The organism is Pseudomonas stagnisoli (assembly GCF_048595745.1).
Lineage (GTDB): Bacteria > Pseudomonadota > Gammaproteobacteria > Pseudomonadales > Pseudomonadaceae > Aquipseudomonas > Aquipseudomonas alcaligenes_A.
This window is the reverse complement of record NZ_CP184361.1, coordinates 3,968,904-3,981,196: the sequence shown is the minus strand read 5'-3', so window position 1 is coordinate 3,981,196 and position 12,293 is coordinate 3,968,904. Positions and strand designations below refer to the sequence as shown.

The window sequence follows — 12,293 nt, the reverse complement described above, 5'->3', positions numbered from 1 at the left end:
TCAGCGCATGTGAACGTAGGTGCCCGGCGAGGCTTCCATCGCCGGGTACTTGTTGCTGCCGAGGGCGAACACCGTTTCGCGCTGCTCCCCGGAGCGCTGCTGGATCCATTCCAGCCATTGCGGCCACCAGCTGCCTTCCTGTTTCTGCGCGTCGTAGTACCAGGCACGCGGGTCGCTGGTCAGCTTGCCGTTCTCGAAGTAGGTGGCCTTGGGGTTGCCCGGCGGGTTGAGGATGCTCTGGATATGCCCGCTGTTGGACAGGATGAAGCGGCGGCTGCCGCCCAGCAGCAGGGTGGAGCGGTACACCGTGTCCCAGGGCGTGATGTGGTCGTTGATGCCGGCCACGCTGAAGCTGTCGAGGTTGACCTTGGACAGGTCGATCGGCGTGCCGCAGACCTCCAGGCCGCCGGCGCGGATCAGCGGGTTGTGCTTGAACAGGTCGAGCAGGTCGCCATGCAGCGCCGCCGGCAGGCGGGTGTTGTCGTTGTTCCAGTAGAGGATGTCGAAGGCCGGCGGCTCCTTGCCCATCAGGTAGTTGTTGACCCAGTAATTCCAGATCAGGTCGTTGGGGCGCATCCAGGCGAACACCCGCGACATGTCGCGGCCATCGAGCACGCCACTCTGGTAGGAGCGGCGCTTGGCCGACTCCAGGGTCTGCTCGTCGGCGAACAGCATGGCCGGGCTCTCCACCTGGCTGTCCAGCAGGCTGACCAGGTAGGTGGCGCAGCCGATCTTGCGCAACTGGCGCTTGGCCTGCAGGTGGCCCTGCAGGGCGGCAATGGTCAGGCCGCCAGCGCAGGCACCCATCAGGTTCACTTCCTTGCTGCCGGTGATGAGGCGGCACACCTCGGTGGCGTCCTCGACCGCCTGCACATAGCTGGACAGGCCCCACTCGCGATAGCGCGCGTCCGGGTTGCGCCAGCTGATCATGAACACCTGCAGGCCGTTCTTCAGGCAGTACTGGACGAAGCTCTTCTCCGGGCTGAGGTCGAAGATGTAGAACTTGTTGATCTGCGGTGGCACCACCAGCAAGGGCGTGGCGTACTGCTTCTCGCTCATCGGCTTGTAGTGGATCAGCTCGAACATCTCGCTGCGGAACACCACGGCGCCCGGTGTGGTGGCCAGGTTGCGGCCAACCTCGAAGGCCTGCTTGTTGACCTGCTGCGGCATGCCGCTGTTGTGCAGCAGGTCGTCGAGCAATTGGCGTGCGCCACGGATCACGCTGGCGCCGCCGCTGTTGAACAGCTCCTTGACCGCCAGTGGGTTGAGCAGGGTATTGGACGGCGCCAGGGCATCGTTGAGCAGAGAGAACAGGAAGTGCGCGCGGGTGCGGTCGTCCGCCGACAGATCGCTCTCGTCGATCCACGCCTTGAGCTGCTTCTGCCAGGCCAGGTAGGCCTGCAGGCTGCGGCGGTAAAAGGGGTTGAGGTGCCAGGTGGGGTCGGCGAAGCGACTGTCCTGCGGGTTGGGCTGGTGCGGCGTGTCGCCCAGCATCACCCGTCCCAACTGTTTGCCGAACGACAGCAGGTGTCGCGTGCTGTGCACCGGTTGGCGCAGGCCCTGGAAGGCCAGCGTGCGCAGGGTGGAGAACAGGTCGCGACCGCGCAGGCCGACCATCGCGCTCTGCGCATTCATGAAGTGTGCGGGTACCGGCATGGATCCCGGTGCAGTCTTGTCTCGCATGGGGCAGGCTCCGTCGTCAAACTGTCATAACCGATGACAGCAAGGCTTGTACCAAGGCGCGCCGGTGGGCATTCCAGACTGCCGCGCGAAAATTCTTCCCTGTCCGGCCGGCATCGCCCTGGGGCGAGCCTGCCGGAGTAGCACTACAGTTGTGCGATCAGTGACTGCGAACGGGCTGCGGCTGCGGATGCATCACCGCGCGCTGCCGTTCCTCCTGGAGGAACTTCATGATGATAGGTGCTACCGCTTCGGCGCGCGTCACCAGAAACAGGTGACCGTCGTCGATCACATGAAGTTCCGAGTTGGGAATGCGCCAGGCCAGCAGGCGCATGTTGACCAGCGGGATCAGCGGATCATCGTCTCCGGCAAGGACCAGGGTGGGCTGGCGAATGCGGTGCAGCCAGTGGATGCTGGTCCAGCCGAGGCCGGCGAACAGCTGCCAGTAGTAGCCCATCTTGCCGCCCGAGCGGACCTTGGAGGCGTGCGCCAGGGCCAGCTTGGGGTCGCGACGGAAAGCGCCGCCGTAGATGTCCGGGGCGATGTGTACGCCGTAGGACGGCTGGATATAGCGCTTGGGGCTGGCCATGCGCCACAGCACCTTGGGCTTGCCCGGTACCATCACCGCGCCGGCCGAGGTGGCGGCCAGCACCAGCTTCTTGCAGCGTTCCGGGTAGTCGTGGGCGAACTGCTGTGCCAGTGCGCCGCCCCAGGACACGCCAATGGCGTTGACCTGGCCATAGTCCAGGTAGTCGAGCATGCGCGCTGCCAGTTTGGCCAGGCCAGGGAACCGGTAGGGCGTGCTCGGGGTCGATGAGCCGCCGACGCCGGGAACATCGAAGGCAATCACTTCCAGGTCCGGGTCCAGCGCGCGGACGAAGGGCATCACCAGCTCCAGGTTGGCGCCGATGCCGTTGAAGATCAGCAGTGGCGTCAGGTTGCTGCTGCCGGGGCGGACCGCAGTGCGGATGGTCTGGCCATCCAGCTCTATGGTGCGAAAAACGAAAGGTTGCGGCATGCGCTAGGCCCTATACATGAATCCGTGGCAAGCGGCCTTCCGGAGCCGCTTGCCAATCTCCCGCTTGTGCGGGTGGCGACGCTCGGGCCTGGGCCCTTGCGGCGTGCAGCACTTCCGGGTGCTGCGGGCAGTACTGCGCAGGGTGCAGCGTTACGACAGCAGGTGTAACTCAGCGCTCATGGACATAGGTGCCGGGGGAGGCCTCGCCCGGTGTGTACGCTTTGTTGCCCAGTGCGGCCGGAGTCTTCTTCAGCTTACCGGAGCGTTCGGCCAACCACTGCTGCCAGTGCAGCCACCAGGAGTCGGCATGCTTGGTCGCTTTCTCCTGCCATTCGCGGGCATTGGCCGCCGGCTCGCTGTTGGTGACGAAGCGCGCCTTGGGGTTGCCCGGCGGGTTGAGGATGCTCTGGATATGACCGCTGTTGGACAGCACGAACTCGACCTTGCCGCCGAACAGCAGCGAGGACTTGTAGCAGGCTTCCCAGGGCGTGATGTGGTCGGTGGTGCCGGCCACGCAGTAGATGTCGCTGGTGACCTGCTTGAGGTCGATCGGCGTACCGCAGACTTCCAGGGCGCCGGCACGGGTCAGCGGGTTGGTCTTGAACAGCTCGATCAGGTCGCCGTGCAAGGCGGCCGGCAGGCGCGTGGTGTCGTTGTTCCAGTAGAGGATGTCGAACACCGGCGGCTCGTTACCCAGCAGGTAGTTGTTGACCCAGTAGTTCCAGATCAGGTCGTTCGGGCGCATCCAGGCGAACACCTTGGCCATGTCCTTGCCTTCCAGCACGCCGGATTGGTAAGAGCGGCGCTTGGCGGCCTCAAGGGTCTTCTCGTCGGCGAACAGCGCGACCTGGGTGTCCAGCTTGGTGTCCAGCACGCTGACCAGCAGGGTCATGGAGTTGACCTTTTTCTCGCCGAGGGCGGCGTAGTGGCCGAGCAGCGAGGAAATGGTGATGCCGCCCGAGCAGGCGCCCAGCATGTTGATGTCTTTGCTGCCGGTAATTTCGGTGACCGCGTCGACGGCTTCCTTGAGCGCCTCGATGTAGGTCGACAGGCCCCATTCGCGCTGCGCCTTGGTCGGGTTGCGCCAGCTCACCACGAAGGTCTGGATGCCGTTGCGCAGGAGGAAGCGCGCCACGCTCTTCTCCGGCGACAGGTCGAAGACATAGAACTTGTTGATCTGCGGCGGAACCACCAGCAGCGGACGCTCATGTACCTGCTCGGTGATGGGTTTGTACTGGATCAGCTCCAGCAGGTCATTGCGGAACACCACGGCGCCTTCGCTGGTGGCGAGGTTCTTGCCGACCTCGAAGGCATCCATCTTCACCTGGCTGGGCATGCCGCCATTGTTGATGATGTCCTTGGCCAGGTGGGAAAGGCCGTCGAGCAGGCTCTTGCCGCCGGTTTCGAAGAAGCGCTTGACCGCTGCCGGGTTGGCCATGCTGTTGGTCGGCGCCATGGCTTCGGTCATCAGGTTGATGACGAAATGGCCGCGGCTGGTGTCCTGCTCGGAGAGGTTGCTGTCCTCGATCCAGTCGTGCAGTTCCTTGCGCCAGGCCAGGTAGGTCTGCAGGTAGCGGCGGTACAGCGGGTTCTGGCTCCAGGCCGGGTCGGCGAAACGACGATCATCGGCCTCGGGGGTCAGCGCGGACTGGCCGAGCATCACGTTCTTCAGTTCGAGAGCGAAATGCGTCACATGCTTGGCGCTGTGAAAAGGTTGCTTGATGGCCTGGGCCAGCACCATGCGGGCAGAAGTGAGTAGATCCTTGCCGCGCAAGCCGATCACCGGGTTCAGTCCCAAGGTGTTTTCCGAGGCTTGGCGATGCAGGTCTTCATTATTTTTGTGGGTCATCTACGACGCTCCATTGTCCTGAGACGAATACCAACTGCAGCTGTGAAAGGCACAGGGCGAAGGGCTGGTACTGCTCGGGTTTGCCGGGTGCGGAGGGAACTCCGCGCTTTCTTCGCATTCGCCTGGGCAAATGCATGGAACCTGCCAGTTCCTTGGTTACCCGAGTTTCCGTTTTTGCGCAAGTTCGCCAGTGCGGATTGCGCAGCGCGCGGGAGTATGCCGAGCGCGATTAGAAAATGCGCTCTAGGCATGAAGGCAATATGACGAGAGGGCCGCGGCAGAGCCTGCCGGCGGTGGTTTCTAGAGCATCAGGCGCACGACTGACTCGCTCGGGTCGCGCGACTTGCCGGCGGCGGCCAGTTGTTGCAGATAGTCGGCCCACAGCTGCTCCTGGCGGGTGGCCAGCTGGTAGAGGTAGTCCCAGGTGTACAGGCCGCTGTCATGGCCGTCGTCGAAGCACAGTTTCAGTGCATAGTTGCCGGCTGGCTCCACACGGCTCAGGGCCACGTTCAGCTTGCCGTATTGCAGGATGGGCTTGCCGTGCCCCTGCACCTCGGCCGAGGGCGAGTGTACGCGCAGGAATTCGGCGCCGAGGCTGTAGCGCTCGTCGCCGTAGGTCAGCTCCAGGGTGCGTGAGGCCTTGTGCAGCTTGATGGCGGTGGGCATGCGCATGGTGGGAATCCTGAAGCGGGGTGGATAAGCGATTATCCACCCCGCAGCGACATCAGAGAATGTAGCGCGACAGGTCTTCGTCCTGCGCCAGCTCGCCGAGGTGGCCGTTGACGTAGGTAGCGTCGATGCGGATCGGCTCACCGTTCTGCTGGCCGGCCAGGTCGCCAGCACTGAAGGAGACTTCCTCCAGCAGGCGTTCGAGCAGGGTATGCAGGCGCCGCGCACCAATATTCTCGGTCTTCTCGTTGACCTGCCAGGCGATCTCGGCGATGCGCTGGATACCGTCGGTGGCGAACTCGATGTGCAGCCCCTCGGTCTTCAGCAGCGCGCTGTACTGCTCGGTCAGCGCCGCATGCGGCTCGGTGAGGATGCGCTCGAAGTCCTGCGGCGACAGGGCTTTCAGCTCCACGCGGATCGGCAGGCGGCCCTGCAGTTCAGGCACCAGGTCGCTGGGTTTGGCCAGGTGGAAGGCGCCGGAGGCGATGAACAGGATGTGGTCGGTCTTGACCATGCCCAGCTTGGTATTGACCGTGCAGCCCTCGATCAGCGGCAGCAGGTCGCGCTGCACGCCCTCGCGGGACACGTCGGCACCGCTGACATTGCCGCGCTTGGCGACCTTGTCGATCTCGTCGATGAAGACGATGCCGTGCTGCTCCACCGCCTCCAGGGCGCGGGCCTTGAGCTCTTCCTCGTTGACCAGGCGCGCCGCTTCCTCGTCGCGCACCATCTTCAGGGCGTCCTTGACCTTCAGCTTGCGGGTCTTCTTCTTGCCCTTGGTCAGGCCGGAGAACAGGTTCTGCAGCTGGCTGGTCATCTCCTCCATGCCCGGCGGGGTCATGATCTCGACGCCCATCGGCTGCTCGGCGACCTCGATATCGATCTCCTTGTCGTCCAGCTGGCCCTCGCGCAGGCGCTTGCGGAACAGCTGGCGAGTATTGGAGTCCTGGGTCGGCTGCGGATCTTCGTTGAAGCCGACGCGGGCCGGCGGCAGCAGGGCGTCGAGGATGCGCTCCTCGGCAGCGTCCTCGGCGCGGTGCTGCATCTTCTGCACTTCCTGCTCGCGCAGCATCTTCAGGGCGGCATCGGCCAGGTCGCGGATAATCGACTCGACATCGCGGCCGACATAGCCGACCTCGGTGAACTTGGTCGCCTCGACCTTGAGGAAGGGCGCGTTGGCCAGCTTGGCCAGGCGGCGCGCGATCTCGGTCTTGCCGACGCCGGTGGGGCCGATCATCAGGATGTTCTTCGGCGTCACTTCCTGGCGCAGCTCGGCCGGCAGCTGCATGCGCCGCCAGCGGTTGCGCAGGGCAATGGCCACGGCGCGCTTGGCGTCGTCCTGGCCGATGATGTGGCGGTTGAGTTCGGAAACGATCTCGCGGGGCGTCATGGACATGAATGTGGCTCCGGAAGCCGCGCTTACTGGGCGCAGTCTTCTTCCTCGATGGTCAGATTCTGGTTAGTGAAGACACAGATGGAGCCGGCAATGTTCAATGCGGCCTCGGTGATTTCGCGGGCCGACAGCTCGGTCTTCTGCAGCAGGGCCAGCGCCGCGGCCTGGGCGAAGCCGCCACCGGAACCCATGGCGATCAGGCCGTGCTCGGGTTCGACCACGTCGCCGTTGCCGGTGATGATCAGCGAGGCGTCCTTGTTGGCCACCGCCAGCATGGCTTCCAGGCGGCTCAGCGAGCGATCGGTACGCCAGTCCTTGGCCAGCTCGACGGCGGCGCGCACCAGATGGCCCTGGTGCTTTTCCAGCTGGCCCTCGAAGCGCTCGAACAGAGTGAAGGCGTCGGCGGTGGCACCGGCGAAGCCGGCCAGCACCTGGCCGTGGTAGAGGCGGCGGACCTTCTTGGCGTTGCCTTTCATCACGGTGTTGCCGAGGGAAACCTGGCCGTCGCCGCCCATGACGACTTTGCCGTTGCGGCGGACTGAAACGATGGTGGTCAAGGGGTGGATCTCCACGCAGCGGGGCAGAAGTGCCCGAATGGAGATCAGATGGGGTGGCCCGCCCGGCTTTTCAACCGGGCGGTCGCAAATCGCGGATCAGAGGCGGCTCACAAGATCGCGAGCCAGGGGCAGGCAAGGCGAACACTGGCGAAGGCGCGCAGTTTACAGGCAGTAAATGAGCAGCCTGAGCCAGTGTTCAACGCAGCATGACCGACGCGCAGCAGCTTGTGAGCTGCCTCTCAGCGGCTCTGGCGCTGCTGTAACAAGAGATTGCTGAAGCCGCTGGCGGCCAACTGCTTCTGCGCGCTGGCCAGCTGCTCGCGGCTGGCGTAGGGGCCGACCAGCACGCGGAACCAGTTTTCCTCGCGCACCTTGCCCGATTCCACCTGCACGTTCTGGCCGAGCAGGAGGATCTGCGCGCGCACCTTGTCGGCATCTTCGCGCTTGCGGAACGAGCCGGCCTGCAGGAAGAACTGGGTGGTGACCGGCGCCTTGGCCACCACCACCGGCGGCGGTGGTGGGGTCTCGCCGTTGAGCGCGGCTTCGGCGCGGGCGGCGTCGATCTTGGCCGCTTCCTCGGGCGTCACCGGCTTCTGCTCCGGCGGCTTGGGCGCGTCGGCGGGCGGCAGCGCGTCTGGCGGCACGATGACCTCGGACTCGGGCAGCAGGGTATAGAAGTCGTACTTCGGTTTGACCGGTTCCTGCGGTGCTTGCGGTTGCGGCTTCTGCGCGACGCTCTGCCGAGGGTCCTCGGGCTTGCTGCGCTTCACTTCGTCGCGGCCCGGTTCCAGGCTGAACAGGAACATGAAGAAGGCGCCGACGGCGGCGCCGCAGGCCAGCCATACCCAGCCCGGCACCGGCTTCTTCGCCGGCGCCTGGTAGCGGCTGGCGCCGCGTTTGGGCGCGGGCTTCTTCTTCGCAGCCACTTACATGCGCTCCAGGGTGTCCAGGCCGAGCAGCTCCAGGCCCTGCTTGAGGGTGCGGCCGGTCAGGGCGGCCAGGCGCAGGCGGCTCTGCTGGGTGGCTTGATCTTCGGCGGTGAGGATCGGGCAGTTCTCGTAGAAGCTGGAGAACAGGCCGGCCAGGTCGTAGAGGTAGCTGCACAGCAGGTGGGGCGTGCCCTTCTCGGCGACGCTGGCAAGCAGTTCGTTGAATTGCGCCAGCTTGGCGCCCAGGGCCTGCTCCTGCTCGGCGACCAGGGTGATCTTGCCGCCGATTTCGCTGACGTCCTTGCCCAGCTTGCGGAAGATGCTGGCCACACGGGTGTAGGCGTACAGCAGGTAGGGCGCGGTGTTGCCTTCGAAGCTCAGCATCAGCTCGAAGTTGAAGCTGTAGTCGCTGGTGCGGTGCTTGGACAGGTCGGCGTATTTCACCGAGGCGATGCCGACCACGCGGGCGATCTCGCGCAGCTCGTCTTCGCCGAGGTCCGGGTTCTTGCCCTTGACCAGCGCGTAGGCGCGCTGCTCGGCTTCATCGAGCAGTTCGACCAGCTTCACCGTGCCGCCGTCGCGGGTCTTGAACGGGCGGCCGTCCGGGCCGTTCATGGTGCCGAAGCCCATGTGCTCCATCTCGAAGCTGGCGGGCACGAAACCGGCCAGGCGCGCGCAGGCGAACACCATCTGGAAATGCAGGGCCTGGCGCTGGTCGACGAAGTACAGGGCGCGGTCGGCCTTGAGGGTGCCGGCGCGGTAGCGGGTGGCGGCCAGGTCGGTGGTGGCGTACAGGTAGCCACCACCGGCCTTCTGCACGATCAGCGGCAGCGGGTTGCCCTCGGCGTTCTTGAACTCGTCCATGAACACGCACTGGGCACCGTTGTCCTCGGTCAGCAGGCCCTTGGCGGCAAGGTCGGCGATGACGTTGGGCAGGTCGTCGTTGTAGGCGCTCTCGCCTTTGACGTCGGCCATCGACAGCTTCACGCCGAGACGGTCGTAGAGCGCCTGGCAGTGGCTCAGGGAGATATCGTTGAAGCGGTTCCACAGGCGCAGGCACTCGGCGTCGCCGGCCTGCAGCTTGACCACCAGCTCGCGGGCGCGATCGGCGAACTCGGCGGAGTCGTCGAAGCGCTTCTTGGCGGCGCGGTAGAAGCCTTCCAGGTCGGCCAGCTCGCTTTCGGCGGCGGCCGGGTTTTCCTGCATGTAGGCCAGCAGCATGCCGAACTGGGTGCCCCAGTCGCCGACGTGGTTCTGGCGGATCACCGTGTCGCCGAGGAACTCCAGCACGCGCGCCACGCCGTCGCCGATGATGGTCGAGCGCAGGTGGCCGACGTGCATTTCCTTGGCCAGGTTGGGCGCCGACAGGTCGACCACCACGCGCTGCGCCGCGCCGTTCTTGCGCACGCCGAGCCTGGCGTCGGCCAGTGCCGCTTCGAGGCGCTCGGCCAGGGCGTCGCTGTTCTGGAAGAAGTTGAGGAAGCCGGGGCCGGCGATTTCCACCTTGCTGATGCCGGCGTCGGCGGGCAGGGCGGCGATCAGCTTCTCGGCCAGGTCGCGCGGCTTCTGCCCGGCCGGCTTGGCCAGCATCATGGCGATGTTGCTGGCGAAGTCACCGTGGCTCTTGTCCTTGGTGTTCTCCACCTGGATCACCGGACTCAGCCCTTCGGGCAGCACGCCCTCGGCGGTCAGGCGGGTCAGGGCTTGCTGGATCAGGTGGCGAATGGTGTCTTTCATGGTCTGCTCGGTCGGCCGCGGCTGGTCGAAAACTGCGCATTATAGAAGCAGCCGCCAGTTGCAGGCCACAGGCGAGCTGTAGCGCGCATGCAATCCGGGGCGGAGGTCAGAACAGGTCGATGGGGTCGACATCCAGCGACCAGCGCACGGCGCGCCCGGCCGGCATCGCTTCCAGCACCGGCAGCCAGTGCGCCAGCAGCTTGTGCAGCGGCGCGCGGCTGGCGCACTGCAGCAGCAGCTGGGCGCGGAAACGCCCGGCGCGGCGCTCCATGGGCGCCGGCACCGGGCCGAGCAGCTCGATGCCGTTCAGCTTGAGCTCCGCGCACAGTTGTTCGGCGTAGGTGCAGGCATCATCGAGGAAGGCCTCGGCCTGGCCCGGCTTGTGCGCCTCGCCCCGTAGCAGGGCGAGGTGGGCGAACGGCGGCAGGCCGGCGCCGCGCCTTTCGCTCAGGGCCTGTTCGGCGAAGGCCGGGTAGCCCTGCTCGGTGAGTTGGACCAGCAGCGGATGGTCGGCCAGGTGGCTCTGGATGATCACCTTGCCCGGTTCTTCGGCGCGGCCGGCGCGGCCGGCCACCTGCACGGTGAGCTGGGCCATGCGCTCGCTGGCGCGGAAGTCGGCGGAGAACAGGCCGCCATCGGCATCGAGGATCGCCACCAGGGTCACACGCGGGAAATGGTGACCCTTGGCGAGCATCTGGGTGCCGACCAGGATGCACGGCTCGCCCTTGTTGATGGTGGCGAACAGCTTGTCCATGGCGCCCTTGCGCGAGGTGCTGTCGCGGTCGATGCGCAGCACCGGGAATTGCGGGAAGAGCAGGGCCAGGCGCTCCTCGGCGCGCTCGGTGCCGGCGCCCACCGGGCGCAGGTCGACCTGGTTGCACTCCGGACAGTTGCGCGGCGGGCGCTCGACGTGGCCGCAGTGGTGGCAGCGCAGCTCGTTATGGCGCTGGTGCAGGGTCATGCGCGCGTCGCAGCGCGGGCACTGGCTGATCCAGCCGCAGTCGTGGCACAGCAGGGTGGGGGCGAAGCCGCGGCGGTTGAGGAACACCAGCACCTGCTGGCCGGCTTCCAGCGTCTGGCGGATCGCCTGCTGCAGCGGGCCGGAGATGCCGGCGTCGAGTGGCAGGCTCTTCACGTCCAGGCGCAGGAAGCGCGGCTGCTGGGCGCCGCCGGCGCGCTGGTTGAGGCGCAGCAGGGCATAGCGTCCGGCGTGGGCGTTGTGCAGGCTTTCCAGTGACGGCGTGGCCGAGCCGAGGACGATCGGCAGGTGCTCCTGGCGCGCACGCACCAGGGCCAGGTCGCGGGCGTGGTAGCGCAGCCCCTCCTGCTGCTTGTAGGAGGCGTCGTGTTCCTCGTCGACGATGATCAGGCCAGGGGTCTTCAGTGGGGTGAATAACGCAGACCTTGTACCGATCACGATATCGGCCTCGCCATCGCGCGCGGCCAGCCAGGCATCCAGGCGCTCGCGGTCGTTGACTCCGGAGTGCAGCAGGGCGATGCGCGCGTTGAAGCGGCGTGCGAAGCGCTCCACCGTCTGCGGCCCCAGGTTGATCTCCGGGATCAGCACCAGCGCCTGCTTGCCGGCCTCCAGACAGTGGCGGATCAGCTGCAGGTAGACCTCGGTCTTGCCGCTGCCGGTGACGCCATACAGCAGGTAGGCGCCGAAGCCACTCATGCCGGATTGCACGGCATTGAAGGCGGCGCGTTGTTCGGTGTTGAGCGGCAGCTCCGGCTGGGCCAGCCAGCCGCCGTGGCGCACTAGCGGTGCGCTGCGGCGCACCTCGACGTGCACCAGGCCCTTCTCCAGCAGCAGGTCGAGGCTGTCCTTGTTCAGTTGCAGCTTGCTCAGCAGGCCGTGCGGCACGCCGTGATGGTGTTGTGCCAGGGTCCGTAGTGCTTCGCGCTGGCGCGGTGCGCGGGCCAGGCGCGGGTCATCCGGGCTGGCGCCGGCGCTCACGTGCCAGTAGCGCTCCTGGCGAACTTCGGCGGGCTCGCCCTGGCGCAGCAGCACCGGCAGTGCCCAGCTCAGTGTGTCGCCAAGGCTGTGCTGGTAGTACTGCGCCGTCCACAGGCATAGCTTGAACAGCGGCGCCGGCAGCGGCGGTGTGCGGTCAAGCAGTTGCAGGGCCGGTTTGAGTTTGTCCGCCGGCACCTCGCTGTGCTGCACCACCTCCACCAGCACGCCTACCACCTCGCGCCGGCCGAACGGAACGCGCAAACGCACGCCTGGCTGCAATGCCGCGTGCTGCACACCCTGCGGCGCCAGATAGTCGAACAGGCGGCGCAGCGGCGAGGGCAGGGCGAGGCGCAGGATGGTGTCGGGCACGGCGAACTCCGAAAATCGAGGTCGCGATGCTAGCACGCCCGCACGTCGCCCGGCCGCTGGTGCGGCTTGCGCGCTGGTAGCGGTCTGATATAGTGCGCGGCCTATTTCCGTGCGGTACCCGGCAACGAGCCGAGT

At 66.2% G+C, this 12,293-nt stretch carries 9 protein-coding genes; all 9 read right to left on the bottom strand.

The window, feature by feature from the left end; all coding sequences use genetic code 11:
* On the bottom strand, positions 1 to 1,683 hold the full coding sequence (phaC, locus tag ACOAPY_RS19130; protein ID WP_465154353.1) for a class II poly(R)-hydroxyalkanoic acid synthase: 1,683 nt from the start codon (positions 1,681 to 1,683) through the stop codon (positions 1 to 3).
* A gap of 157 nt (positions 1,684 to 1,840) precedes the next feature.
* Entirely contained in the window at positions 1,841 to 2,698 is an 858-nt protein-coding gene (gene phaZ, locus ACOAPY_RS19125; RefSeq protein WP_465154352.1) for a poly(3-hydroxyalkanoate) depolymerase, read from the bottom strand.
* A 169-nt stretch (positions 2,699 to 2,867) separates the two neighbouring features.
* A complete protein-coding gene (gene phaC, locus ACOAPY_RS19120) occupies positions 2,868 to 4,547 on the bottom strand; it encodes a class II poly(R)-hydroxyalkanoic acid synthase (RefSeq protein ID WP_465154351.1) in 1,680 nt (559 codons plus the stop codon).
* Positions 4,548 to 4,847: 300 nt separating this feature from the next.
* Positions 4,848 to 5,219: a gamma-butyrobetaine hydroxylase family protein gene (locus ACOAPY_RS19115; RefSeq protein ID WP_465154350.1), complete on the bottom strand. Its 372-nt coding sequence runs from the start codon at positions 5,217 to 5,219 to the stop codon at positions 4,848 to 4,850.
* 52 nt (positions 5,220 to 5,271) lie between these two features.
* Complete coding sequence (hslU, locus tag ACOAPY_RS19110; protein ID WP_465154349.1) at positions 5,272 to 6,612, bottom strand: HslU--HslV peptidase ATPase subunit; 1,341 nt, start codon at positions 6,610 to 6,612, stop codon at positions 5,272 to 5,274.
* 23 nt (positions 6,613 to 6,635) lie between these two features.
* A complete protein-coding gene (gene hslV / locus ACOAPY_RS19105) occupies positions 6,636 to 7,166 on the bottom strand; it encodes an ATP-dependent protease subunit HslV (protein WP_021698843.1) in 531 nt (176 codons plus the stop codon).
* Between the two features lie 239 nt (positions 7,167 to 7,405).
* Positions 7,406 to 8,092 (bottom strand): SPOR domain-containing protein, encoded by a 687-nt coding sequence (locus ACOAPY_RS19100; protein ID WP_465154348.1) that lies wholly within the window; start codon positions 8,090 to 8,092, stop codon positions 7,406 to 7,408.
* Positions 8,093 to 9,832: an arginine--tRNA ligase gene (gene argS / locus ACOAPY_RS19095; protein ID WP_465154347.1), complete on the bottom strand. Its 1,740-nt coding sequence runs from the start codon at positions 9,830 to 9,832 to the stop codon at positions 8,093 to 8,095.
* Between the two features lie 106 nt (positions 9,833 to 9,938).
* Complete coding sequence (locus tag ACOAPY_RS19090; protein WP_465154346.1) at positions 9,939 to 12,158, bottom strand: primosomal protein N'; 2,220 nt, start codon at positions 12,156 to 12,158, stop codon at positions 9,939 to 9,941.
* Between the last annotated feature and the right edge of the window lie 135 nt (positions 12,159 to 12,293).